20 protein-coding genes are annotated in these 23,833 nt (G+C 72.7%); 6 read left to right on the top strand and 14 right to left on the bottom strand.

Annotated features, from left to right (window positions below; translation table 11 throughout):
- Positions 1-20 precede the first annotated feature (20 nt).
- Positions 21-902 carry a formyltetrahydrofolate deformylase gene (purU, locus tag AB0L59_RS21685; RefSeq protein WP_365586033.1) on the bottom strand — a complete coding sequence of 294 codons (882 nt, stop codon included), beginning with the start codon at positions 900-902 and terminating at the stop codon, positions 21-23.
- A gap of 109 nt (positions 903-1,011) precedes the next feature.
- On the bottom strand, positions 1,012-1,512 hold the full coding sequence (locus tag AB0L59_RS21680) for a hypothetical protein (RefSeq protein WP_365586032.1): 501 nt from the start codon (positions 1,510-1,512) through the stop codon (positions 1,012-1,014).
- A gap of 117 nt (positions 1,513-1,629) precedes the next feature.
- On the opposite strand from AB0L59_RS21680, the gene AB0L59_RS21675 reads away from it, so the two are divergent.
- Positions 1,630-2,952, top strand: a complete 1,323-nt coding sequence (locus AB0L59_RS21675; protein ID WP_365586030.1) for an ABC transporter substrate-binding protein — start codon at positions 1,630-1,632, stop codon at positions 2,950-2,952.
- An 18-nt stretch (positions 2,953-2,970) separates the two neighbouring features.
- Here the strand turns inward: AB0L59_RS21675 and AB0L59_RS21670 are convergent, their stop codons facing one another.
- Entirely contained in the window at positions 2,971-4,578 is a 1,608-nt protein-coding gene (locus AB0L59_RS21670) for a hypothetical protein (protein WP_365586028.1), read from the bottom strand.
- Positions 4,579-4,787: 209 nt separating this feature from the next.
- Positions 4,788-6,173 (bottom strand): transcriptional regulator, encoded by a 1,386-nt coding sequence (locus AB0L59_RS21665; protein ID WP_365586025.1) that lies wholly within the window; start codon positions 6,171-6,173, stop codon positions 4,788-4,790.
- 266 nt (positions 6,174-6,439) lie between these two features.
- Here AB0L59_RS21665 and AB0L59_RS21660 point away from each other — a divergent pair, with 266 nt between their 5' ends.
- From AB0L59_RS21660 to AB0L59_RS21650, 3 genes are all read left to right on the top strand, one after another.
- On the top strand, positions 6,440-7,105 hold the full coding sequence (locus tag AB0L59_RS21660; protein ID WP_365586022.1) for a bifunctional DNA primase/polymerase: 666 nt from the start codon (positions 6,440-6,442) through the stop codon (positions 7,103-7,105).
- A gap of 109 nt (positions 7,106-7,214) precedes the next feature.
- On the top strand, positions 7,215-7,991 hold the full coding sequence (locus tag AB0L59_RS21655) for an ABC transporter ATP-binding protein (RefSeq protein ID WP_365586019.1): 777 nt from the start codon (positions 7,215-7,217) through the stop codon (positions 7,989-7,991).
- Positions 7,988-9,574 (top strand): transporter, encoded by a 1,587-nt coding sequence (locus tag AB0L59_RS21650; RefSeq protein WP_365586017.1) that lies wholly within the window; start codon positions 7,988-7,990, stop codon positions 9,572-9,574. The genes AB0L59_RS21655 and AB0L59_RS21650 overlap by 4 nt, the downstream gene beginning before the upstream one ends.
- Positions 9,575-9,697: 123 nt before the next feature.
- Here AB0L59_RS21650 and AB0L59_RS21645 read toward each other — a convergent pair whose 3' ends face one another.
- Together AB0L59_RS21645 and AB0L59_RS21640 are read right to left on the bottom strand one after the other, a co-directional pair.
- A complete protein-coding gene (locus tag AB0L59_RS21645) occupies positions 9,698-10,609 on the bottom strand; it encodes an alpha/beta hydrolase (protein ID WP_365586015.1) in 912 nt (303 codons plus the stop codon).
- A 325-nt stretch (positions 10,610-10,934) separates the two neighbouring features.
- Complete coding sequence (locus tag AB0L59_RS21640; protein ID WP_362114470.1) at positions 10,935-11,627, bottom strand: metal-dependent transcriptional regulator; 693 nt, start codon at positions 11,625-11,627, stop codon at positions 10,935-10,937.
- A gap of 301 nt (positions 11,628-11,928) precedes the next feature.
- On the opposite strand from AB0L59_RS21640, the gene AB0L59_RS21635 reads away from it, so the two are divergent.
- The gene (locus AB0L59_RS21635; RefSeq protein ID WP_365586013.1) at positions 11,929-12,684 is read left to right on the top strand and encodes an SIS domain-containing protein; all 756 of its coding nucleotides are present in this window, start codon (positions 11,929-11,931) and stop codon (positions 12,682-12,684) included.
- A gap of 15 nt (positions 12,685-12,699) precedes the next feature.
- Here AB0L59_RS21635 and AB0L59_RS21630 read toward each other — a convergent pair whose 3' ends face one another.
- The gene (locus tag AB0L59_RS21630) at positions 12,700-14,088 is read right to left on the bottom strand and encodes a PAS domain-containing protein (RefSeq protein WP_365586010.1); all 1,389 of its coding nucleotides are present in this window, start codon (positions 14,086-14,088) and stop codon (positions 12,700-12,702) included.
- 376 nt (positions 14,089-14,464) lie between these two features.
- A complete protein-coding gene (pdxH, locus tag AB0L59_RS21625; protein ID WP_365586008.1) occupies positions 14,465-15,151 on the bottom strand; it encodes a pyridoxamine 5'-phosphate oxidase in 687 nt (228 codons plus the stop codon).
- Between the two features lie 178 nt (positions 15,152-15,329).
- Between pdxH and AB0L59_RS21620 the strand changes: the two genes are divergently transcribed.
- Positions 15,330-16,430 (top strand): citrate synthase 2, encoded by a 1,101-nt coding sequence (locus tag AB0L59_RS21620; RefSeq protein WP_365586005.1) that lies wholly within the window; start codon positions 15,330-15,332, stop codon positions 16,428-16,430.
- A gap of 99 nt (positions 16,431-16,529) precedes the next feature.
- On the opposite strand, the gene AB0L59_RS21615 is transcribed toward AB0L59_RS21620, so the two are convergent.
- The 6 genes from AB0L59_RS21615 to AB0L59_RS21590 all read right to left on the bottom strand — a co-directional run bounded on the left by AB0L59_RS21615 (position 16,530) and on the right by AB0L59_RS21590 (position 23,831).
- Positions 16,530-17,561: a 2-oxoglutarate and iron-dependent oxygenase domain-containing protein gene (locus AB0L59_RS21615; RefSeq protein ID WP_365586002.1), complete on the bottom strand. Its 1,032-nt coding sequence runs from the start codon at positions 17,559-17,561 to the stop codon at positions 16,530-16,532.
- Positions 17,562-17,833: 272 nt separating this feature from the next.
- Positions 17,834-18,433 carry a TetR/AcrR family transcriptional regulator gene (locus AB0L59_RS21610; RefSeq protein ID WP_365585999.1) on the bottom strand — a complete coding sequence of 200 codons (600 nt, stop codon included), beginning with the start codon at positions 18,431-18,433 and terminating at the stop codon, positions 17,834-17,836.
- 4 nt (positions 18,434-18,437) lie between these two features.
- The gene (locus AB0L59_RS21605) at positions 18,438-19,172 is read right to left on the bottom strand and encodes an enoyl-CoA hydratase family protein (protein WP_365585997.1); all 735 of its coding nucleotides are present in this window, start codon (positions 19,170-19,172) and stop codon (positions 18,438-18,440) included.
- Positions 19,169-20,740, bottom strand: a complete 1,572-nt coding sequence (locus AB0L59_RS21600; RefSeq protein ID WP_365585994.1) for a 4-coumarate--CoA ligase family protein — start codon at positions 20,738-20,740, stop codon at positions 19,169-19,171. The genes AB0L59_RS21605 and AB0L59_RS21600 overlap by 4 nt, the downstream gene beginning before the upstream one ends.
- A gap of 26 nt (positions 20,741-20,766) precedes the next feature.
- On the bottom strand, positions 20,767-21,927 hold the full coding sequence (locus tag AB0L59_RS21595) for an acyl-CoA dehydrogenase family protein (protein ID WP_365585991.1): 1,161 nt from the start codon (positions 21,925-21,927) through the stop codon (positions 20,767-20,769).
- A gap of 56 nt (positions 21,928-21,983) precedes the next feature.
- The gene (locus AB0L59_RS21590) at positions 21,984-23,831 is read right to left on the bottom strand and encodes a biotin carboxylase N-terminal domain-containing protein (protein ID WP_365585990.1); all 1,848 of its coding nucleotides are present in this window, start codon (positions 23,829-23,831) and stop codon (positions 21,984-21,986) included.
- Between the last annotated feature and the right edge of the window lie 2 nt (positions 23,832-23,833).

The raw sequence follows: 23,833 nt of genomic DNA, 5'->3' as shown, positions 1-23,833 counted from the left end.
GCCCCGAGCCGTCAGGCGAGTCAGGCGAACACCACCGTGCGGCGGCCGTTGAGCAGAATGCGGCGCTCCGCATGCCATTTCACCGCCCGCGCCAGCGCCTGGCACTCCACGTCGCGCCCGATCGCGACCAGCTGGTCGGGCGTGACGTCGTGGCGGACACGCTCGACCTCCTGCTCGATGATCGGCCCCTCGTCCAGGTCGGCGGTCACGTAGTGCGCGGTCGCCCCGATGAGCTTGACGCCTCTGACGTGCGCCTGGTGGTACGGCTTCGCGCCCTTGAAGCTCGGCAGGAAGGAGTGGTGGATGTTGATGATCCGGCCGCTGAGCTGCTTGCACAGGTCGTCGGAGAGGACCTGCATGTAACGGGCGAGGATGACCAGTTCGACGCCCTGCTCGCGCACGATCTCCAGCAGCTTCGCCTCGGACTCCGCCTTCGTGTCCTTCGTCACCGGGATGTGGTGGAAGGGAATGTTGTAGGAGCCCACCAGCTCCTCGAAGTCGGTGTGGTTCGAGACCACGCCGACGATCTCCACCGGCAGCGCGCCGATCCGGGCCCGGAACAGCAGGTCGTTCAGGCAGTGCCCGAACTTGCTGACCATCAGAAGGATGCGCATCCTCTCGTCGGCCCGGTTGATCTGCCAGTCCATGTGGAAGGAGTCACCGACCGCCGCGAAGCTCGCCCGCAGCTTCTCCACCGTCACCGGCGCCTCCGCCGAGAAGTGGACGCGCATGAAGAACAGACCGGTGTCGTGGTCGCCGAACTGCTGGCTGTCCTCGATGTTGCAGCCGGTCATGAAGAGGTAGCTCGACACGGCGTGCACGATGCCCTTCTTGTCCGGGCAGGAGAGCGTGAGGACGTACTGGTCGGACGACGCGGCGGCGGGCGCGGAGGGCTCCTTCATGCACTACAGGTTCCCACACCGGCCGCCCGCGGCGGGCCGTCGTCCCGCGGGTCGGGACGGCGGGTACACCCGGCGGCACCGGGCGCCGCTGCGAGGGAGCCCGTCCCGCCTACGCGGTCCTCGTCATGATCCGCAGCACTTCCAGACTCCGCGGCGGCGAGTCGGGATCGTCGCCGTCGCTCGCCGCGAGGCGTACGTGCGCGTCCCGCGCCGCCCGTACCGCGTCCGGCCACCCCTGGTGGTCGAGGTACGCGGCGACCGGCGCGTCCGGGCCGACCTGGTGCATGATCCGCAGTACCCGCAGCACGGCGGTGTCGACCAGCGCCGCCTCCTGCGAGTCCCGGAATATCGTGCCGACGTATTTCTCCGCGGACCAGTTGTCCAGCCAGGTGTCCTCCACCAGCCGGTAGACGGCGTCGGTGACGTCGCCGTACCCGTCCACGCCGGCCAGCCAGACGTTCCGCTGGAACGCCGGGTCGGAGAGCATGTGCAGCGCCGAGCGCACATTGCTGCGCCAGCGCCACCACGGCATGTCGCTTAGGGGCATGCCGCCCATGGTGGAGGAGCGACGGCCGCGACGGGAAGAGTTCTCCGAACCTTGCACGGTCATCGATCGTACGTTCCTCGCCACACCAGCCTCACCGGCCCCTGTAATTCACCTCGCCGTCACCCTTCATTGACTCAGGGTCACTCGACGGTTAGTCGTGTGAGGGAATCGTGCGTGTCCATGACCGGCAGGCGACGCACCACGAGCACTTTCCTCGACTCCTCCCTCCGCCCCGGCAGAGCAGCCGCCCTGACCGCGGGCGCCGTGGCCCTCTGTGCGTCGCTCACCGCCGGATGCGGGGTCGTCCCCGGTGCCACGGGGGGCGCCGGGGACGACCCGATCAAGGTCATGACCTGGGCCCCGCAGGACACCGACGCCACCAACAAGCCCGGCATGCCCGCGATGGCCCTCGCCTACGCCAAGTGGATCAACTCCAACGGCGGCATCAACGGACGCAAGCTCAAGGTCCTGACCTGCAACGACCACAACGACAGCGTGGGCGCCGCCAAGTGCGCCCGGTACGCGGCCGATGAGGACGTGGTCGCGGTCGTCGGCTCCTACAGCCAGTTCACCGACTCCTACTCCGCCCCGCTGGAAGGCGCCGGCATCCCCTACATAGGCGGCTACGGCGTCACCAACGACGAGTTCACCGGCCAGATGTCGTACCCGGTCAACGGCGGCCAGCCCGCCCTGCTGGCCGGCCTCGGCAAGGCCCTCGCCGCCAACTGCGGCAACATCGCCCTGGTCCGCCCCGACACCATCGCGGGCGACGAGCTGCCCGTCCTGCTCGACTCGGGTCTGCAGACGGGCAAGCACGAGAAGGCGGGCGACCAGCTCGCCGAGGAGGACTCCACCGAGTACGGCGACCAGGCCGACAAGGCGCTCGGATACGCCACCGGGAACGCGCTCAGGAAGGGCTGTGTGGTGCCCGCGCTCGGGGACCGCACGGACACCTTCATGGACTCCTTCCGGCGGGCCCGGTCGAAGTTCCCCGCGGTACGGCTCGGGACCGTGCTCGGCAGTGTCGACCAGACCGTGATCAACGCCACGGGCGGTGCGTCCGGTCCGTACGAGGGCGCGTACATCACCGGCTGGTATCCGCCGGCGTCCGACACGCGCTGGGACCCGATGAAGAAGGTGATCGACGAGGAGGCCTTCGGCGACAACCGCATCGACGCCGCGGACGCCGGAGTGCAGACCACCTGGATCGCCTACACCGTGCTGAAGGCCGTCCTGGACAAGATCGGGGACGGCCAGGTGAGCGCCGACAGCGTGCGCCGCACCCTCGACGGCGGCCTGCGGGTCTCCACCGGCGGCCTCACCCCGACCCTGCACTGGACCTACGCGGGCAAGCTCGCCGCGGTCGGCTTCCCGCGGATGGTCAACGCCGACGTCACCCTCCAGGTGGTCCAGGACGGCAGGCTGGTGGCGGCCAAGGGCATCGGGGGCCTCGACGGGACCACCGACATGACGCAGACGCTGGAGAACGCCGACGTGCAGTGACGCCCGCCGGCGCGTCCCTCACAGCTGGGTGGGCTGGCGCTGGGTCAGACCGTACTTCTGTGCGATCGCGTTCCACAGCCCCGCCGCCTTCGCCTTCTGCGCGCTGGCGGTGCCGCTCGCCCGGTTGCCGGCCTGGGTCTCGCCCGTGGTGCGGGCGTGGCCCTTGCGGCAGACCTTGCGGTCCTTGGCCTGGTCGGCCCAGGCCGCGTAGTGGCTGTCGGCCGCGGCGGACGCCTGCCAGGCCTTGGTCAGCGCGGCGGTGAGGTCGCCGCTGTTCGGCAGCTTGTCCACGGACAGCCGGCCGAGCCGGGTGACCAGGTCGGCGCGCTGCTTGGCCGCGGTGCGCAGGTCGGAGCCGGCCCCGTCGAGGTTGTCGCACTGCTTGACGTCGGCCACCGCATTGATCACCGAGGCGCGGCTGCCGCCGCTGTCGGCGAGCAGCTTGTCCAGCTCGACCGCCTGCTGCCGGGCCGGGTCGGCACCCGGCGAGGAGGACCCCGGGGCGGGGGACGCGGCCGCGACCGTCTTGCCGTCGGTGCCCTTGTCCTGGCCGCTCCCGCCGCTGAGCAGCGCGCCGGCGCCGACACCGATGACGACGATGCCCACACCGATGGCCGCGATCAGCGGCACCCGGGAGCGGGTGCGGGGCCGGTCGTCGTCGTGCGCGGGCGCGTACGACGGCTGCGGCGCGCCGTAGGAGGGCTGCTGCGCGCCGTACGACGGCTGCGCCGGGCCGGGGTAGGCGTCCGGCTGCTGGATCCGCGGCAGCTGCTGGGTGGAGCCGGCCGGGCCGCCACCGCCCGCCGGGCCGCCACGGAAGAGGTTGTCGAACTCGGCCGGCGGCTGCCGGTCCGCGCCCTGCGCCTGCGCGGCGTAGGGCGGGATGTACTGCGTCGCCTCCGCGTCGGACGGCACGGGCGCCGCCTGCTGCCGGGGCGCTTGGCCGAGGTACCGGGTCTGCTCGCCGCTCGACTCGGGCGGCAGCGCGCCGGGCGCCACCGGCGGAATGTACTGGGTCGCGCCCTCGTCGGCGGGGGCGGCCGGCACCGGCGGGATGTACTGGGTGGCGCCGTCGGCGGGGGCCGTCTGCACCGGCGGGATGTACTGCGTCGCGCCCTCGTCGGCCGGGGCCGGCGGCAGGTACGGGGCAGCGTGGTCGGCGGCCGGGGGCAGCGGGGCGCCGGCGCCCGGCGGCTGCGGGTACTGCTGCGGCTGCTGGTACTGCTGCGGCTGCTGGTGGTAGGGCTCGGGTGCCGCGCCGTATCCGGGCTGCTGATCGGCGCCGTAGCCGCCGCCCTGCCCGCCGTACGCGGACGGCTGGCCGTAGGCCGGTGCCGGGGCGCCCTCCGGGGGCAGCGGGCCGGGGTTCGCGGCGGGCGGCTGCTGGTTCGGGACGTCCGGGGTGTGCCACTGCTGGGCGGCCGCCGGGGGCCAGCCCTGGTCCGGCAGGGCCGGCGGCTGCTCGGGCCCCCACGAGCCGCCCCAGGCCTGTCCGCCGGCCGGGGCGGCGGGGGCGGGCGCGCCGGTCATGCCGGGCAGCAAGGGCTCGCCTCCGTCGGAGGGCAGCACGATGCCTTCGCGCGCGGGCCGCGCCGAGGGCTCCTCACCCCGTCCACTCTGCGTCACCGGGACTCCTACTAATGGGGGACCTTGTGAATCGGGCTCACGCTACCGGGTCCCCCGAGCCGGGTGCCACGCAGCTCAGGGCGCGATCTTGCTCCCTGTGACGGCAGTCACAAACCGTCCCGCGATGCGCTGTTCACGAGGCACCCGTGCGCGCACCCGCGCCCCCGCGTGCCGTTCGCCGCGCGTTCACGCGGCCGCGGGGACGGTGTTCACGCGGCCTGCTGGAGATCGAGGCGCGCCCCGAACTCCCGTACCACCGCCTCCTCCCGGAACGGTTCCAGGCGTTGCTGCAGGTCCTCCAGGTACTCGGCGCCCCGGTTGGAACGGAGCGTCTCCAGCAGCTCCACCGCCTTCAGGCCGGTGCTGCAGGCCTGTTCGACCTCCCGCTGCTGCACCTGCGCGGTGGCGAGCAGTACATAGCCGATGGCACGCCGGCGGACCCGCGACTCCGGATGCCCGGCCAGCGACTCCTCGGCGTACCGGGCCGCCTGCTCGGGCTGCCCGAGGTCGCGGGCGCAGTGCGCCAACTCGTCGGCCAGGTACGCCCCGTCGAAGTGCCGGATCCACACCGGGTCGTCGCCGGAGGAGTCGTCGGCCCGCTCCATCGCCGTCACCGCCCGCCCGGTGCAGGCCTGTGCCGCGCGCACGTCGCCGAGCAGAGCGTGCCCGCGCGCCTCGGCCGCGTGGAACATCGCCTCCACGCGCGGGGTCACCTGCCCGCGTGCCCCCTCCTGCGCCGCCCGCGCCAACTGGGCGATCTCGCGCGGGTTTCCGAGCTGCGCGGCGAGGTGGCTCATGGACGCGGCCAGGACGTAACCGCCGTACCCGCGGTCGCCGGCGGCCTGCGCGAGCCGCAGCGACTGGATGTAGTACCGCTGGGCCAGTCCCGGTTGACCGGTGTCCACGGCCATGTACCCGGCGAGTTCGGTCAACCGGGCCACCGCGGCGAAGAGTTCCCGCCCGGCCGTCTCCCGGTACGAGCCCGCGAGCAGCCCGGAGACGACGCTGTTGAGGTAGTGCACGACGACCGGACGCACATGGCCGCTGCCGAACTGGTGGTCCAGGTCGGTCAGCGCCTGCGTCATGGACCGTACGGCCGCCACGTCGGCCTGTCCCACGCGCGGGCCGGCCTGCCGGGCCACCTGGGCGTCCGGCGCGGAGATCAGCCAGTCGCGGCTGGGCTCGACCAGCGCGGAGGCGGCGACGGAGGAGCCGGACAGGAAGTCCCGCCGGCCCACGTCGCTGCGCCACAGCTCGCAGACCTGCTCGATGGCCCCCAGTACCGTCGGCGAGAACTGGAGACCGACCCCCGAGGCGAGGTTCTTGCCGTTGGCCATGCCGATCTCGTCGATCGTGACCGTGCGGCCGAGCTTGCGCCCGAGCGCCTCCGCGATGATCGCCGGGGCCCGGCCCCGTGGCTGCTGGCCGCGCAGCCAGCGGGCCACGGACGTCTTGTCGTAGCGCAGGTCGAGCCCGTGCTCGGCGCCGCACATGTTGACCCGCCGGGCCAGCCCGGCGTTCGAGCACCCCGCTTCCTGGATGAGTGCCTGCAGCCGTTCGTTCGGCTGCCTCGCCACGAGAGGCCTTGCGGCCATGTGCTACCCCCTGCGTTGCGATCCCCTGGAACAGACGACCAGGTCAGGAAGATCACTGCCCAGCTGACATACCGTCAATGCGCGACATGCGTGGTTTGCCGGGGTAAAGGCGCATGCCATCCCCACCCCTGGCTACCCAGCTCACGCCCCGCTTCCTCCCGCGCGCCCCCACTCGTGCACCCATGCGCCCCGACTGCGGAACCGATGCTCCACCCCCGCGCGCGCTACAGCCGTAACTCCAGGTGGGTGCGGGAGTTGAGAGGGGCGTGGAAGAGACGATCGCGGGCGCCGAAAAGACTCAGATTGCCGGTCAGATTCCGCAGCAGCGCGGGGAATCGCTGCTGGAGACCGCCGTACGCTACGCCGAGGAGCGCCACTGGGACGTGTTCCCGGGCACCTGGCTGGAAGCGGTCGACGGAAGGCAGCGCTGCTCGTGCGGCGACGCTTCCTGCCCTGCGCCGGGTGCGCATCCCGCGCGCCCCGACTGGGCCACGCAGGCGACCGGCAGCGCGACCGTCGCACGCCGGATGTGGCAGAAGCAGCCCACGGCGTCGATCCTGCTGCCGACGGGTCGGACCTTCGACGCGTTGTCCGTCCCGGAGAGCGCGGGGTTCCTGGCGCTCGCCCGGATGGAGCGGATGGAGCTCACGCTGGGGCCGGTGACGTTGGCTCCCGACCGGCGGATGCAGTTCTTCGTGCTGCCGGGCGGGTCCGCGAAGGTCCCGGAGCTGGTGCGCAAGCTCGGGTGGTCGCCGGCCTCGCTCGACCTGGTGGCGCTGGGTGAGGGGGCGTATGTGGCCGCTCCTCCCACGCGGTTCGGCTCGCGTGGGGCCGTGCAGTGGGCTTGCCGGCCCACCCCGGCGAACCGGTGGTTGCCGGATGCGGAGGAGCTGATCTCGCCGCTGGCGTATGCCTGTGGTCGGGATCGGTAGCCGTCCCGTCCGCGTCGCCGCGGTGCGTCGGCGAGTGGGGGCGGGTCGTGGCCCGTCGCGCGGTTCCCCGCACCCCTACAGGGCACGGCGGTGGCCGTAGCCTTCATGCATGACCGAAGTCGCAGTACGCGTGCGCGGGCTCTGGAAGCAGTTCGGGCAGCAGGTTGCCGTCGGCGGGATCGATCTCGATCTGCCCGCAGGGAAGTTCATCGGACTGGTCGGGCCCAACGGGGCCGGGAAGACCACCACCCTCTCCATGGTGACCGGGTTGCTGCGGCCCGACGACGGCACCGTCGAGGTCGTCGGTCACGACGTGTGGCGGGATCCGGTGGCCGTGAAGGCGCGGATCGGCGTGCTCCCCGAGGGACTGCGGATGTTCGAACGGCTGTCGGGGCGGGAACTGCTCGGGTACGCCGGGCGGCTGCGCGGGCTGCCGGGCGCCGAGGTCGACAAGCGGGCCACGCAGCTGCTGGACGTCCTCGACCTGGCCGGAGCCCAGCACAAGCTCGTCGTCGACTACTCGACCGGCATGCGCAAGAAGATCGGGCTCGCGGCCGCGCTCCTGCACAACCCCGAGGTGCTCTTCCTGGACGAGCCGTTCGAGGGCGTCGACCCGGTCTCCGCGCAGGGCATCCGGGGCGTCCTGGAGCGGTACACGGCCTCCGGTGCCACCGTCGTCTTCTCCTCCCACGTGATGGAACTGGTCGAGTCGCTGTGCGACTGGGTGGCGGTGATGGCGGCCGGGCGGATCCGAGCCACCGGCCCGCTGGCCGAGGTGCGCGGGCCGCATCCCACACTGCAGGGGGCGTTCCTGGAGCTGGTCGGGGCGAGCGGCCGGGACGCCGGAGCGGATCTGGACTGGCTGGGCGGCGGAGCGGCCCGATGACGAGCCTCACCTCCACCGTCGTACGGCTGAAACTGTCACTGCTGCGGAACGGGCTGCGGCAGTCCGGGGGCCGCCGGGCCGCGTTCGTCGCCTCGGCCGTCGTCGCGGTACTGTTCGCGCTGTCCCAGCTGCTCGGACTGCTTCTGCTGCGCGGGCACGCCCACGCCGACACGGTCGCCGTGCCGGCTACGGCTGTGCTCGCGCTGGGCTGGGCGGTGCTGCCGCTGTTCTTCCCGACCGGCGACGAGACGCTGGACCCGACCCGGCTCGTGATGCTTCCGCTGCGCCCCCGCCCGCTGGTCCGGGCGCTGCTCGCGGCCTCCCTGGTCGGCGTCGGCCCGCTGTTCACGCTGCTGGTGCTGGTGGGCTGCGCACTGTCCCTCGCGCACGGGGCCACGGCCTGCGTCGTGGCGGTGCTCGCCGTCGCCCTCGCCCTGCTGGTCTGCGTGGCCCTGGCGCGGGCCGTCGCCACCGCCAACGCGCGGCTGCTGAGCAGCAGGAAGGGCCGCGATCTGGCCGTGCTGAGCGGGCTGGTGATCGCGATCGGGGCGCAGCTGGTCAACTTCGGAGCGCGGCAGCTGGGTTCGGCCGGACTCGGGCGACTGCAACCGGTCGCGGACGTGCTGTCCTGGGTGCCACCGGCGTCGTCGGTGGCGGCGGTGCACGCGGCGAGCGCGGGTTCGTACGGCCTCGCTGCCGCCCAACTCGCGGTCACGGCGATCGGGTTGGCGGCACTGATCGTCCTGTGGGCGCGCAGCCTGACCCGGCTGATGACCGCGCCCGACCAGTCCACGCTGCAGCCCGTCGACGCCGGGGACCGCAACCGCTCGGCCGCCGGACTCGGACGGCTGCTGCCGCAGGACCGCACGGGCACGGTCATGGAGCGCAGCCTGCGCTACGTCTGGCGGGATCCGAAGACCAAGGCCGCCTGGGTGACCTCGCTGGCGATCGGGCTGATCGTGCCGGTGTTCAACGCGGTGCAGGGCACCGGGTCGGTCTACTTCGCGTGCTTCGCCGCCGGGATGCTCGGCATCCAGATGTACAACCAGTTCGGGCAGGACACCTCCGCGTTCTGGATGGTGGCCACGACCATCTCCTCGCCCCGGGACGCGTACGCCGAACTGCGCGGCCGTGCCCTGGCCCTGCTGCTGATCACCCTGCCCTACGCGGCGCTCGTCACCACGGTGACCACGGCCCTGCTGGGCGCCTGGTCACGGCTGCCGGAGGTACTGGGCCTGTCCTTCGCCCTGCTCGGCGCGATGCTCGCCACCGGCGCCTGGACCTCGGCCCGCTTCCCCTACTCCATCCCCCAGGAGGGTCACAAGAACGTCGCCCCGGGCCAGGCGGGCCTCGCCTGGATCTCGATCTTCGGCGGCATGGTCTCGGCGGCCCTGCTCTGCTCCCCCGTCATCGTCCTCACCATCTGGCTCCACGTGAGCGCGGACGGGGAGGACTGGAGGTGGCTGCTGCTGCCGGTGGGGGCGGCGTACGGCGCGGGGCTGACCGCCGCGGGGTTGCGCCTGGCGGCTCCGAGGACGGCGGCGCGGCTGCCGGAGATCCTGACGGCGGTGAGCAAGGGATAGAGCTCTGCCGCGCCCCAGGGGCGCGGGTAACCACGGCCCTGAGGGGCGGGGGAACCGGCGCGAGACCCCCCGCGCACCCGCACGCGCCGGCACCCGCCCGACCCGGCGGGCGGGCAAGCGGCCTCAGTCCCCGAGCACCCGATCGAGGAACGGCGAGACAGCCTCCCGCCAGGCCCCCGGCATGTCGTAATGCGCCAGGTGCCCGGCGTCGGAAACCTCCGCGTACTCCCCGGCCGGCAGCACCCGCACCATCTCCTGCGCCTCCGCCCGCCCCAGTTCCCCGTCCACCCCTCGCACCACCAGCGCCGGGCACCGCACCTGGGCCAGCTCCTCCCAGTGCGCGTCGTACACCCATGTCTCACGGGACCTGAGCATCTGCTCCGGCTCGAACGCGGGCCGCCAGCCGTCGGCCGACTCGTGCATCACCTCGGCGTAGAAATCCCCGCGCTTCGGATTCGGCCGCTCCACCCACGGGTCGTCCTCGCCGAACCACTTGCGTACGTCGGCCAGCGTGGCGAAGGGGACGGGCCAGGCCTTGAACCACTCGGCCCACTCCCGCTGCGAGGCGGCGCCCAGCGCGGAGGCCCGCATGTCGCAGATGATCAGGCCCCGCACCAGATCGGGGCGCTTCGCGGCGAGCTGCCAGGCGGTCAGCGCGCCCATGGCATGGCCGATGAGGAGCGCGGGGGCGAGGCCGAGCTGTTCAAGGGCGGCCTCGGCGTCCTCGACGTAGGCCTCACGGGTGTAGGCGGCCTGTGGAGGCTTCTCGCTCTGGCCGTGAGCGCGCTGGTCGAGGGCGACGGCGCGGTGCCGTGCGGCGAGCCAGCGGGCCGTGGAGGCCCAGTGGGAGGCGCGGCCCATCAGGCCGTGGAGTAACAGCACACCCGGGGCTCCGGGCACCGCCTCCGCCCGGCCGTCCACTCGGCCGTCCGCCTGATCGTCCGTCGGGTCGAGTCCCGTCTTGGGCGGGTCGGCGAACTCCCAGGCGGCCAGGCGTACCCCGTCCGCTCCCGTCACGTCGATGCGCCGCGCCATGGGCCTGGCACCCCCCAGCTCCGCCTGCCTCGTACCGGTGTACTGCCGTACTCGCTCGTACTCGCTGCTGTCGCCGTCCTGCTCGTCCTGCCGCCGCAGACTATCGAATGCCCATTCGAAAAATCCGCCTCTGCGGACAACACCCCTCATTCGAGTGACACCCCTCGAGGCATGATCGCCGCCGCCGAGGGGATCTTTTCTGGCGGGAGGGCGGACCGCTCGGGGAAAACGGTCCGAGGGGATGACCCTGAGAGCTCGGGGCTCCGGGTCAGCACAGGGGAGGACAGGCCCCGGCGCCGCAAGGCGCCGGGGCTCATTCCTGCCCTCAGCGCTTGGCGACGAACACGTGGGAGGCGACGTCCGCCTCCAGCTCCGCCGCCTCGCCGCCACTGCCCACCAGGACACCGCCGGCCGACTCCGTCACGCTCACCACGGAGCCGGGCTGCACACCCGCGCGCCGCAGCGTGTACATCAGCTGGGCGTCGGTCTGGATCGGCTCACCGATGCGGCGTACGACGACGGTCTTGCCGTCCGTGCCCGGGTCCAGGTCGGCCAGCGAGACCATGCCCTCGTCCAGGAACGGGTTGGCGCCGTCCTTCTCGCCGAGCTCCTCCAGGCCCGGGATCGGGTTGCCGTACGGCGACTCGGTGGGGTGCCGCAGCAGCTCCAGGACACGGCGCTCCACGGCCTCGCTCATCACGTGCTCCCAGCGGCAGGCCTCCGCGTGCACCTGCTCCCACTCCAGGCCGATCACATCGACGAGGAGACACTCGGCCAGCCGGTGCTTGCGCATCACGCGCGTGGCCAGCCTGCGTCCCTCGTCCGTCAGCTCCAGGTGGCGGTCGCTGGCCACGGACACCAGGCCGTCGCGCTCCATGCGCGCCACCGTCTGGCTCACCGTCGGCCCGCTCTGGTCCAGCCGCTCCGCGATGCGGGCGCGCATGGGGACGACGCCTTCCTCTTCGAGTTCGAGGATGGTGCGGAGATACATCTCCGTGGTGTCGATCAGTCCGGACATACGTGCCCCTCGATTACCTCTGCCGGCAGCCCGGCGCGTGCGCTGGCCCTGGCACCAATTCTGCCGGATCCCACTGACAAGCGGGGGCCTCCGGCGGAACGGGCCGCAACGGGTGACCGCCGGAGGGGTACGGACCGCCGCCGGGGTGCAGGTCGTGGTGGGCCGGTCGCGCCCACGCGGCGGAGCCACATGCCCATACCGCCCCGCGCCCCTTCGGGGCGCTTCCACCCGGCCGTATTGACACCGCACTGGTCCAGACCGCACCGTGATCCGCGACACAGACGCTGCGAAGGGGCACCGCATGAGCGACGGCACGCCTGCCGACCTGTTCTTCGACGCCGCCATCACCCTGCTGCAACGGGTGCGCGAGGAGGAGGCCGAGGCGATCGCAGCGGCCGGCACCCTGCTCGCCGACACCGTCGCCGCCGGCGGCCGCCTGTTCGCCTTCGGCGCCGGGCACTCCTCCCTGGCCGCCCAGGACGTCGTCTACCGCGCCGGCGGCCTCGCCCTGATGAACCTGCTCGCCGTCCCCGGCGTCGTCGGCGTCGACGTCACCCCGGCCACCCTCGGCTCCGCCCTCGAACGCGTCGACGGACTCGCGAGCGCCGTCCTCGACACCTCCCCGGTCCGCACCGGTGACGCATTGGTGATCATCTCCCTCTCCGGCCGCAACGCCCTGCCCGTGGAGATGGCCCGGGGCGCCCGCGCCCTCGGCGTGAAGGTCATCGGCGTCACCTCGGTCGCGTACGCCGCCCAGACCACGTCCCGGCACGCCTCCGGCACCTTCCTGAAGGACCACTGCGACCTCGTCCTGGACTCGAAGATCGCCGTCGGTGACGCGGAACTCACCCTCGACACCATCCCGGCGCCCTTCGCCCCCGCCTCCACGGTCGTCACCACCGCCCTGATGCAGGCCGTCATGGCGACCACCGCCGCCGCCCTCGCCGACCGGGGCATCGAACCCCCGCTGCTGCGTTCGGGCAACGTCGACGGCGGCCACGAGTGGAACGGCCGGGTGATGAAGGAGTACGGCGACCGGATCTTCTACCGGCACTGAGTCCCGTGGGCGCCGCTATGCGCCGCGCACCGCGTCCGCCAGGTCCAGTGCCGCGGCGATACGGACCGCCACGTCCTCCGCGTAGGCGGTGTCGGACCGTTCGAAGCGGTTGCGGCCGGCACCGCGCAGAAAGGTCACCACGCCCAGTGTGCGCCCCCGGCTGCGCAGCACCGCGCACAGGGCGTGCACGGCGTCGCCGGGCCACTGCCGGGCCAGCGCCCACTCCCGTGCCTGGTCCGCCGGGACCGGCCCGGCGTCCGCGCGCACGGCCCCGGCCCGCTCCACGCACTGCAGCGCGGGATGCCCCGGCTCGTAGCGCACGGGAAGGCCGGCCGCTCCGGTGAGCAGGCTCGGTCCGGGCGCGCCGGCGGGCGTGGCGGCCAGCCGTACCAGCCGTGGGGCCGCCTGCTCGCCCTCCGCGCGCGGGGACGACGCGCAACGGTCGATCAGCGCGTGGTCGGCGAAGCCGGCGAGGGCGAAGTCGAGGTGGACGATGGCCGCCTCGGCCGGGTCCTCGCACTCGGCGGCGGCACGCGCGGCACGGTGCAACTGGTTGGTCCGGAACCGCAGCAGGGCCGCCTCCTGCTCGGTCTGGCGGGTCTCGGTGACGTCCTGGAAGAGCCAGCCGACGCCGAGCGGCACCGGCTCCTCCGCGAGGGGCGAGGCGAGCCGCACGAACCCGCTCCGCCAGCAGCGCCGCTTCTCGCCCCCCGAGGTGCGCAGGGTCACCCACATCTCGGCAGGCGCGGGCGGCGCGCCCTCGGCCAGCACATGGGTGAGCGCGGCCTCCAGCTCCTCCACGCCCTGCGCGAGCAGCTCGCCGAGCGGCCTGCCCAGCGCGGACGTCCGCCCGATCCCGAGGGCACGGGCCGCGTGCGCGTTGACGACGGCGGGCCGCAGGTCGGCGTCGATGAGGACGACGCCCCAGGCGGCGTCCTCGAACAGCGCCTCGCTCAGGGCGATCGACCGCTCCAGGTCGATCTGCGCGTGCACCTCGCTGAACGCGCAGTACACCCCCGCCGGCTTCCCCTCGGGCCCGCGCACGGCGGCGGACTGCGTGCGCACCAGCACCCGCCCGCCGTCCTTCGTGACCAGCGCGAACTCGTGCACCTGCCGCCCGGGAGCGCGCATCGCCGACATCAGCCGGGCCTGCACCTCCTCGGCGTCGGCGCTGCGCACCGCCCAGCCGGCGAACCCGTGCCGCCCGACCGCCTCGGCGGCCGTCCAGCCGAGGATCCGCTCGGCCTCCCGGTTCCAGTGCGTGACGACCCCGTCGGCGTCGAACGCGCACAGGGCCGCGTCCATGCCGTCGAGCAGCGCGGCGAGCAGATCGGATCCGCCGGACTCACCGGGCTCGTCCGGCCCCAGCTCATCGGTGATCCCACTCCGCCGGGAAGCACTCACCTGGACCCCCTGGAGGCTGCGTCGGCGCGCCAGCGGCACGCGGTTCGCTCACTGGCCCTCATTCAACTGGAACGTGACTCAGCCCACATCATGTTCCCGAGAAAAAAAGAGCTTGAGCGCTTTTCCTCGGCTTCCTAAGGTGTGGGGTACACGAGAAGGGAGGTGGTTCGGCAGATGTATGACAACCGGACGCGTGAGGTGGCTGCGGGCTAGCGGTCCGCCACCACATCCAGTGCGGCGCCGGACCAGCACGTGACAGACGCGTGCAGCCGGCCCCATTCCCAAGCAGTCACCCGACCCGCGGGCTGCCGGTACGTCCGGCCGGCTCCTCCACGGAGGAACCCAGCCCGCGGGTCGTCTGCGTTTTCCGGGCCGGTCACGGGCTGAGGCGCTCGACCTGCCAGCCGCCCTCGGACCGGGCGACGTACCGCAGACGGTCGTGGAGGCGGTTCTCGCGGCCCTGCCAGAACTCGACGGTTTCCGGGGTGACACGGAAGCCGCCCCAGTGCGGGGGGACGGGGACCCGCTCGTCCTCGGGGTAGCGCGTCTCCAGTTCGGCGTAGGCGGTGTCCAGTTCGGTGCGGGAGGCGATCACCGAGGACTGGGCGCTGGCCCAGGCGCCCAGCTGGGAGCCGTGCGGCCGGGTGCGGAAGTAGGCGGCCGTCTCGTCGCGGCCGGTGCGGCGGGCGGTGCCGGTGACGATCACCTGGCGGGCCAGCGGGTGCCAGGGGAAGAGCAGGCAGATGTGCGGGTTCTCCGCGAGGTCGCGGGACTTGCGGGAGCCGTAGTTGGTGTAGAAGACGAAGCCCTCGGTGTCGAACTGCTTCATCAGGACCGTGCGCGAGGTGGGGCGGCCCGCCGCGTCCGCCGTGGAGACGACCATCGCGTTGGGTTCGTAGACCGTGCCGTGCAGGACTGCCCGGGCGGCGTCCTCGAACCAGCGGGCGAACTGGTCCATGGGGTGGGCGGCGAGGTCCTGTTCGGCGAGGCCCGCCGCCCGGTACTGCTTGCGCATGGCGGCAGGGTCGAGGGCGGGGTCCAGAAGGGGTTCGCGGTCGGTCACGCGGTCATCCTGCCGTATCGAACGCCGCTGGCACTCAGTGTCGTACGGACTCCCCAAGGATGACACTGGGGGTTATCGTGCTGGTTCCCCCGCGGTTTCAGGGATCACCGGATGACCATTGGACGATCGGGGCATCACCGGGGTGACCGCCGCCGACCACATCACGAGGAGCCGCCTGATGTCCGATTTCGTACCCGGACTCGAGGGAGTCGTCGCGTTCGAGACGGAGATCGCCGAGCCCGACAAGGAGGGCGGCGCCCTGCGCTACCGGGGCGTCGACATCGAGGACCTGGTCGGGCACGTCTCGTTCGGGAACGTGTGGGGGCTGCTGGTCGACGGGGCCTTCAACCCCGGCCTGCCGCCCGCCGAGCCGTTCCCGATCCCGGTGCACTCCGGTGACATCCGCGTGGACGTGCAGTCGGCGCTCGCCATGCTGGCCCCGGTGTGGGGGCTCAGGCCGCTGCTCGACATCGACGAGGGGCGGGCGCGGGAGGACCTCGCGCGGGCCGCCGTCATGGCGCTGTCGTACGTCGCCCAGTCCGCGCGGGGCCAGGGGCTGCCGATGGTGCCGCAGCGGGAGATCGACAAGGCGAAGTCGGTCGTGGAGCGGTTCATGATCCGCTGGCGGGGTGAGCCGGACCCGAGGCACGTGGCGGCCGTGGACGCGTACTGGACGTCCGCCGCCGAGCACGGCATGAACGCGTCCACGTTCACGGCGCGGGTCATCGCCTCCACCGGTGCGGATGTCGCCGCCGCGCTGTCGGGTGCGGTGGGCGCCATGTCCGGGCCGCTGCACGGCGGCGCGCCCTCGCGGGTCCTCGGGATGATCGAGGAGATCGAGCGGACGGGGGACGCGGAGGCGTACGTCCGTCAGGCCCTGGACCGCGGTGAGCGGCTGATGGGCTTCGGGCACCGGGTGTACCGGGCCGAGGACCCGCGGGCGCGCGTGCTGCGGCGTACGGCGCGGGAGCTCGGAGCGCCGCGGTTCGAGGTCGCCGAGGCTCTGGAGAAGGCCGCGCTGGAGGAGCTTCACAACCGCCGGCCCGACCGGGTGCTCGCCACCAACGTGGAGTTCTGGGCCGCGATCGTGCTCGACTTCGCCGAGGTGCCGGCGCACATGTTCACGTCGATGTTCACGTGCGCGAGGACCGCCGGTTGGTCGGCTCACATTCTGGAGCAGAAGCGCACGGGGCGGCTGGTGCGGCCTTCTGCTCGCTACGTGGGGCCGGGGGCGCGCCGGCCGGAGGACATCGTCGGGTACGCGGATATCGCCCACTGACAGGGCGGTTGGGGCGCGTGGGCGGCCGCGGCGTGCGTCGTGGTTGCCCGCGCGGTTCCCCGCGCCCCTGAGAGGGTCGGGCCCTGCGGGCCCCGAGTCTCACGCGGCGGTGTGCAGCTTCCCGTGGTGCCTCTCCGCCACCAGCGGGTGGGCCCTCAGCTTGCCCTTCAACTCGTTGTAGCCGTACTCCGCGTACAGCGGGTTCGACGGGTCCGCCGTGACACCCGGGGCCTTCGCCGCGTGCGGGAAGGGCACGGGCTCGATCCTCGCGTCCAGGCGGGGGTTGTAGAAGAAGGGCACGGAGAGGCGTTCCGTCGCTCCCGGCGGGCTCACCACACGGTGGTTGGTGGCGACGAGGTAGCCGTTGGTGGCGACCTCCAGGAGTTCGCCGAGGTTGACGACGAAGGCGCCCTCGACGGGCGGCACGTCGTGGAAGAGGCCGTCCTCGCGGTGGACCTGGAGGCCGCCGACCGTGTCCTGGAGGAGCAGGGTCAGGAACCCGTAGTCCTTGTGCGCGCCCACGCCCTGGTCGGTGCCGTCACCCGCGCTGCCGGGGTAGCGGACGAGCTTGAGGTGCGGGTGGGCGCCCGCGCCGAAGATCGGGTCGTAGAAGTCGGCCGGGGCGCCGATGGCGGTGAGGAGTTCGTGCAGCAGGCGGTCCGCGACCTTGCTCAGCCTGTCGATCCAGCCCAGGGCCGCCGTGCGCAGCTCGGGGAGGGCCGCGGGCCACTGGTTGGGGCCCTGGAGCCACCAGTACGGGGGCTCTCCGGGGGCGGGGACCCGGGCCGGGCGTTCGGCGCCGATGTCGAGCTGGTCGCGCCAGTCGCGGGCGCCTGCGGTGCGCTCGTCGCCGGTACGGGTGTAGCCGCGGAAGTGCGGGGAGTTCACGTTGTCGAGGGCGAGCCGGTCGGCCTCGGGGAGGGCGAAGAAGGCGCGCACGGCGGTGAGCAGCGCGTCGGTCTCGGCCGGGGTCACGCCGTGCCCGACGAGCTGGAAGAAGCCGACGTCGTGGGCGGCGCTGTGCAGCTGGGCGTGGAGGAGCGCGCGGGCCTGGGGGCCGCGGTCGGCGGCCGACAGGTCGATGAGGGGGAGCTGGTCGTACGACGGGGTCGTCGCGGTGTGCGTCGTCATGGATGCGTCCACAGGGGTGTGTGGGCCACGGGCAGGCCCGCCGGGGATGGAGGCGGCGCCGCCCAGGATGCCGTAAGAAGAGGAAGATAAAAGGGGCTGAATCAGGCCGAAGGCCGACAGCCCGTGCTCGTGACGCGCACGTAGTCCACGTGGCGACGGCGAACGAGCATCGGAAGCATGGGCCAAGAGTACTGCCCCGTCCCGGACACGGGTGTGGCCCGCCTCACGGTCTCCCGGGCGCGGGAACGGTCACCGGCCCCACTGGCCGCGGCTCAGCGCAGGGACCGGGCCAGCAGGTCGGCCCACTGGGTGACGACCCGTTCGCGGCGGGCGGTGTCGTCGGTGAGGAGGTTGGCGAGGCCGAGGCCGCGGGCCATGTCGAGGAAGCCCTGGACGGTCTCGCGGACGCCGGGGCGGGACTCGTCGGCGCCGAGGAGTTCGACGGCGATGCGGTGGGTCTCGCGGCCGACGCGGGCCTCCAGCTCGGTCACGCGCGTGCGCAGCTGGTCCTCGTTGGAGGCGGCGACCCACAGGTGCAGGGCTGCGCGGAAGAGGGGGCCTGTGTAGAGGTCGACGAGGGCGCCGACGACGGCGCGGCGGTCGGCGGGGCCGGCCGGGAAGAGCTCCCGGAGCGCGGTGGAGCGTTCCTCGGCCACGTACTCGACCGCGGCCGTGAACAGGTCCTCGCGGGTCGGGAAGTGGTGCTGGGCGGCGCCGCGGGAGACGCCGGCGCGCTCGGCGACGACGGCGACGGTGGAGCCCGCCCAGCCGTGTTCGGCCAGGCAGGCCACGGCGGCCTCCAGGAGCCGCTGCCGGGTGGCCCGGCTGCGGTCCTGCTTGGGTACGCGGTCGCGTTCCACCGTCGTGCTCATGTGGTCACACCACCCATGCCGCATCGCGTCGTTCCAGGAAGGCCGTCATCCCCTCCCGGGCCTGGTCGGAGGCGAACAGCCGGGCCGAGAGGGCGGTCAGGTCCGCCGCGTCCCGGTCGAATGTCTCCAGCACCCTAACCGTGAGCAGCCGTTTCGTCTCGGCCAGGGCCTGCGGGGAGGAGCGGCGCAGACCGTCGAGGACCGGGGCCAGCGCCTCGTCCACGTCGTCGGCCGTCGTCGTGAGCAGGCCGAGGCGTACGGCTTCCACCGAGTCGAAGCGTTCGCCGGTGAGGTAGTGGCGGGCCAGGGCGCGGGGGTCGGTGCGCGGGATCACCGGCAGGGAGATCACCGCGGGTGCGACGCCGATGCGGACCTCCGTGAAGGCGAAGGTGGCCGCGGTGGAGGCGGCGGCGATGTCGCAGGCGGCGAGGAGGCCGAGGCCGCCCGCGCGGACGTGCCCGGTGACCCGGGCGACGACCGGTTTGGGCAGCTCGACGATCTGCCGGAGCAGGCCGACCAGGGCATCCGGGTGCGGCGGGTCGCGCAGGTCGGCGCCGGCGCTGAAGGTGGTGCCGGTGTGGGTGAGGACGACGGCACGTACGTCCGGGTCCTTGCCGCATTCGGTGAGGGCGCTCGCGAGGTCGGACACGAGGGCCGCGGAGAGCGCGTTGCGGGTGCCCGTGGAGTCGAGGCTGAGCGCTTCCACGGCACGCGCGCGCGTGCGGCTGATCAGTGTCATGTCAGCTCCCGGAGTTCCCGGCGCAGGATCTTCCCGGAGGCGGCGCGCGGGACGGTGTGGATGAAGGTGACCCGGCGGACGCGTTTGTAGGGCGCGACCCGCTCGGCGACGTACAGCATGACCTCGTTCTCGGTCAGCTGTTCGGCGGCGTCGGCGCGGCGGACGACGAAGGCGTGCGGGACCTCGTTGCCGTCGTCGTTGTACGCGCCGATGACGGCGGCGTCGGTGATGCCGGGGTGGGTGAGCAGCAGGGCCTCCAGTTCGGCGGGGGCCACCTGGAAGCCCTTGTACTTGATGAGTTCCTTCACCCGGTCCACCACGAAGAGCCAGCCGCCCTCGTCGACGTGCCCCACGTCCCCGGTGTGCAGCCAGCCGTCGGCGTCGATCATGGCGGTGGTGGCGTCGGGGCGGCCGAGGTAGCCCTTCATCACCTGGGGGCCGCGGATCAGGATCTCGCCCGGCTCGCCGGTGCCGAGGTCCTTGTCGGGGTCGTCCAGGGACACGATTCGCATCTCGGTGCCGGCGATGAGCCTGCCGACCGTGCCGGCGGGGGCGTCGTGCAGCCGGTCGAGGGGGACGACATGGGTTCCGGGCGACAGTTCGGTCATGCCGTAGGCCTGGCCGATCGGGGGCAGGCCGAGCCGTTCGGCGCAGGCGCGGGCGAGGTGCGCGTCCAGCGGGGCGGCGGCGCTGATGACGTACCGCAGGGAGGAGAGGTCGTAGCGGGCGACCGCCGGGTGCTTGGCGAGGGCGAGGACGATCGGGGGAGCGACGTACAGGCCGGTGATGCGGTGGTTCTCGATCGCGGCGAGGAAGGTCTCCAGCTCGAAACGGGGCAGGACGACGACGGTCGCGCCCTTCCTCAGGGGCGCGTTCATCAGGGCGGTGAGGCCGTAGATGTGGAAGAACGGCAGGACGGCGAGGATGCGCTCGTCCGGCCCGGTGGGGACGGCGGGTTCCAGCTGGGCGAGGTTGGTGGCGATCTGCCGGTGGGTGAGCATCACGCCCTTGGGGACGCCGGTGGTGCCGGAGGAGTACGGCAGGGCGGCGATGTCCTCGGCCGGGTCGAAGACGAGCCGGGGCTCGGGCGCGGTGCCGGCCGGCATGTCGGTCAGTGAGCGGTGTCCGGGCGCGCTGTCGCAGACGAATATCTCCCGTATCCCGCCCGCGAGTTCGGCGGCACGGCGGGCCGCCGCCAGCAGGGGTGAGACGGTGACGATCCAGCGCGCCCCGCTGTCGCCGAGCTGTTTGGCGAACTCCTCGGGGGTGGCGAGCGGGTGCACCGTGGTGACGGAGGCACCCGCGCGCGTGGCCGCGTAGAAGGCGACCGGGAAGGCGATGGTGTTGGGGCTGTGCAGGGCGAGGACGTCACCCTTGGTGACGCCCGCGTCGGCGAACCCGGCCGCGACGCGCCGGTGGAACCGGTTCACCTGCTCGTACGTGAGGGTGGTGCCGTCCGTGCCGTCGATCAGGGCGGGGCGCGCGCCGAAGCCGGCGGCGTGGCCCAGAACGGCCTCGTGGATGGGGAGTTCTACGGGCGGAACGTCTGCGTACTCGCTGCGGAACACGGTTCCTCCAGTGCGGTCGCGGTCGCCTAGTAAGACTTCGGCAGGCCCAGGGTCTGGTGGGAGACGTAGTTGAGAATCATCTCCCGGCTCACCGGAGCAATACGAGCCACGCGCGCGGCCGTTATCAACGAGGCGAGCCCGAACTCGCGCGTGAGCCCGTTGCCGCCGAGGGTGTGCACGGCCTGGTCGACGGCCTTCACGCAGGCCTCCCCGGCCGCGTACTTGGCCATGTTGGCCGCCTCGCCCGCGCCGATGTCGTCACCGGCGTCGTAGAGGTGGGCGGCCTTCTGCATCATCAGCCGGGCCAGCTCCAGGTCGATGTGCGCCTGCGCCAGGGGGTGGGCGATGGCCTGGTGGGCGCCGATCGGGGCCTTCCAGACGGTGCGGTCGCGGGCGTACTCGACCGCCCTGGAGAGCGCGTACCTGCCCATGCCGATGGCGAAGGCCGCGGTCATGATGCGCTCGGGGTTGAGTCCGGCGAACAGCTGCAGCAGACCCGCGTCCTCGTCGCCGACGAGTGCGTCGGAGGGCAGCCGTACGTCGTCCAGGACCAGCTCGAACTGCTTCTCCGCGGCGTTGAGTTCCATCTCGATGGGCCGCTTCTGGAAGCCCCCGGCGTCCGTCGGGACGATGAACAGGCAGGGCTTGAGGCGTCCGGTGCGGGCGTCCTCGGTGCGGCCGACGATCAGGACGGCGTCGGCCATGTCGACACCGGAGATGAAGACCTTGCGGCCCGTGAGGAGCCAGTCGGCGCCGTCCTTGCGGGCGGTGGTGGTGATGCGATGGCTGTTGGAGCCGGCGTCGGGTTCGGTGATGCCGAAGGCCATGAGCCGGGTTCCGTCCGCGATGCCGGGGAGCCACTGCCGCTTCTGGGCTTCCGTGCCGAAGCGGGAGATCACGGTGCCGCAGATGGCGGGGGACACGACGAGCATGAGGAGGGGGGAGCCTGCCGCGCCCAGCTCTTCGAGGACGATCGAGAGTTCGGTGATCCCGCCGCCTCCGCCGCCGTGCTCCTCCGGGAGGTTGACGCCGAGGTAGCCGAGCTTTCCGGCTTCGGTCCAGAGCTCGGTGGGGGGCCTGCCTGCGGCGACGGTCCGGACGAGGTAGTCGCGGCCGTAGCGTTTGCCGAGGGCGGCTACGGCCGCTCGCAGCGCTTTGTGTTCTTCGGATTCGATGTGGGTGGTCATCGGACTCCTTCGGGCTGCAGATGATCCGTGGCTGGGCGCGCGGTTCCCCGCGTCCCTCAGGTGGGCTGCACCACCGCCAGCAGCAGGCCGGGCTCCACCTGCTGCCCGGGCTCGGCGTGCAGGGCCGTCAGCGTGCCGGCCGCCGGCGCCGAGATCTGGTGCTGCATCTTCATCGCCTCCAGCCAGATCAGGGGCTGGCCCGCCTCGACGCTCGCCCCCTCCTCCAGGCCCTCGGCGACCCGTACGACCGTTCCCGGCATCGGAGCCACCAGGGAACCCGGGGCCAGCTGGGTGGTCGGGTCGGGGAAGCGGGGCAGGGCGGTGAGGCGGGTGGAGTCGACGTACACCTCGTCGCCGTACGCGACGACGGCGAACCGGCGCTCCACGCCGTCCACTTCGAGGACGACCGCGCGCGCGTCGGCGTGCACGACCCGCACCCCGTCCGCCGCCAGCCCGTCCCGCGTGTGCCGGTAGTGGACCTCGTGCTCCTCCCCCGCCACCGCGTACCGCTTCACCTGTGGCTGTGAGGGAACGTTGCGCCAGCCGCCGAAGCGGGAGCGGCCGTGGGCGGCGGCGAGGGCTGCGGCCAGGGGGGCGTACGGGTCGGGGGCGGGCTCGGTCAGGGCGGCGAGGTGGCGGTCGTAGAAGCCCGTGTCCATACGGGCGGCCGCGAACTCCTCGTGGCGCAGGGAGCGGACCAGCAGCTCCCGGTTGGTGACCGGGCCGTGGATCTCCGCGCGCTCCAGGGCACCGGCGAGCCGGCGCAGCGCCTCCGCGCGGGTGGGCGCGTGGGCGACGACCTTGGCGAGCATCGGGTCGTAGTGGACGCCGATGGTGTCGCCGTCGGTGTAGCCGGTGTCCAGGCGGACGCCGGCCGGCACGGCGAGGTGGTGCAGGGCGCCGGTCTGCGGGGCCCAGTCGTGGGCGGGGTCCTCGGCGTACAGGCGGGCCTCGACGGCGTGGCCACGCGCGCGTGGCGGCTCCTTTTCGAGGGCCCCGCCCTCCGCGATCCGGATCTGCTCCGCGACCAGGTCGATGCCGAACACCTCCTCCGTCACGGGGTGTTCGACCTGGAGGCGGGTGTTCATCTCCAGGAAGTGCGCGCGGCCGTCGGCGACCAGGAACTCGACGGTGCCGGCGCCCACGTAGGCGACGGCGCGCGCGGCCTGTACCGCCAGCGCGTGCAGTTCCTCCGTGAGCCCCACGGAGAGCCCGGGCGCGGGGGCCTCCTCGACGACCTTCTGATGGCGGCGCTGGAGGGAGCAGTCTCGGGTGCCGAGCGGCCAGATCGTGCCGTGGGTGTCGGCGAGGATCTGCACCTCGACATGGCGCCCGTGCTCCAGGTACGGCTCGACGAAGACCTCGCCGTCCCCGAAGGCGCTCGCTGCCTCGGCGCTCGCGCCCTCCAGTGCGGCGCTCAGCTCTTCCAGTCGGCGCACGATCCGCATCCCGCGCCCTCCGCCGCCGGCGGCCGCCTTCACCAGGACCGGCAGGTCGGACTCGGCGATGCCGGCCGCGGCGAGGGAGGCGATCCCCATCAGCTCCTTCGCGCGGGTCTTGGACGCCATCGCCTCGATGGCCTCCGGGGAGGGGCCGATCCAGGTCAGGCCGGCGTCGAGGACGGCGCGGGCGAAGTCGGGGTTCTCGGAGAGGAAGCCGTAGCCGGGGTGCACGGCGTCCGCGCCGGCCGCGAGGGCCGCCTTCACGATCAGGTCCCCGCGCAGATACGTCTCGGCGGGCGCCGCGCCCGGCAGTCGTACCGCCGTGTCGGCCACGCGCGCGTGGAGCGCGTTCTCGTCGGCGTCCGAGTGCACGGCGACCGTCCGGATCCCCAGCTCACGGCAGGTGCGGAAGATCCGGCAGGCGATCTCGCCCCGATTGGCGACGAGCAGAGTCGAAATCACGT

It is taken from the genome of Streptomyces sp. NPDC052109 (assembly GCF_040680195.1).
Classification (GTDB): Bacteria; Actinomycetota; Actinomycetes; order Streptomycetales; family Streptomycetaceae; genus Streptomyces.
This window is presented reverse-complemented; position numbering and strand designations above follow the sequence as displayed.

What these genes read in the sequence shown, in the direction of transcription:
- purU (WP_365586033.1), bottom strand. Translation starts at nt 902, where the DNA reads ATGAAGGAGCCCTCCGCGCCCGCCGCCGCGTCGTCCGACCAGTACGTC.
- AB0L59_RS21680 (WP_365586032.1), bottom strand. Translation starts at nt 1,512, where the DNA reads ATGACCGTGCAAGGTTCGGAGAACTCTTCCCGTCGCGGCCGTCGCTCC.
- AB0L59_RS21675 (WP_365586030.1), top strand. Translation starts at nt 1,630, where the DNA reads ATGACCGGCAGGCGACGCACCACGAGCACTTTCCTCGACTCCTCCCTC.
- AB0L59_RS21665 (WP_365586025.1), bottom strand. Translation starts at nt 6,173, where the DNA reads ATGGCCGCAAGGCCTCTCGTGGCGAGGCAGCCGAACGAACGGCTGCAG.
- AB0L59_RS21655 (WP_365586019.1), top strand. Translation starts at nt 7,215, where the DNA reads ATGACCGAAGTCGCAGTACGCGTGCGCGGGCTCTGGAAGCAGTTCGGG.
- AB0L59_RS21650 (WP_365586017.1), top strand. Translation starts at nt 7,988, where the DNA reads ATGACGAGCCTCACCTCCACCGTCGTACGGCTGAAACTGTCACTGCTG.
- AB0L59_RS21645 (WP_365586015.1), bottom strand. Translation starts at nt 10,609, where the DNA reads ATGGCGCGGCGCATCGACGTGACGGGAGCGGACGGGGTACGCCTGGCC.
- AB0L59_RS21640 (WP_362114470.1), bottom strand. Translation starts at nt 11,627, where the DNA reads ATGTCCGGACTGATCGACACCACGGAGATGTATCTCCGCACCATCCTC.
- AB0L59_RS21635 (WP_365586013.1), top strand. Translation starts at nt 11,929, where the DNA reads ATGAGCGACGGCACGCCTGCCGACCTGTTCTTCGACGCCGCCATCACC.
- AB0L59_RS21620 (WP_365586005.1), top strand. Translation starts at nt 15,330, where the DNA reads ATGTCCGATTTCGTACCCGGACTCGAGGGAGTCGTCGCGTTCGAGACG.
- AB0L59_RS21615 (WP_365586002.1), bottom strand. Translation starts at nt 17,561, where the DNA reads ATGACGACGCACACCGCGACGACCCCGTCGTACGACCAGCTCCCCCTC.
- AB0L59_RS21610 (WP_365585999.1), bottom strand. Translation starts at nt 18,433, where the DNA reads ATGAGCACGACGGTGGAACGCGACCGCGTACCCAAGCAGGACCGCAGC.
- AB0L59_RS21605 (WP_365585997.1), bottom strand. Translation starts at nt 19,172, where the DNA reads ATGACACTGATCAGCCGCACGCGCGCGCGTGCCGTGGAAGCGCTCAGC.
- AB0L59_RS21595 (WP_365585991.1), bottom strand. Translation starts at nt 21,927, where the DNA reads ATGACCACCCACATCGAATCCGAAGAACACAAAGCGCTGCGAGCGGCC.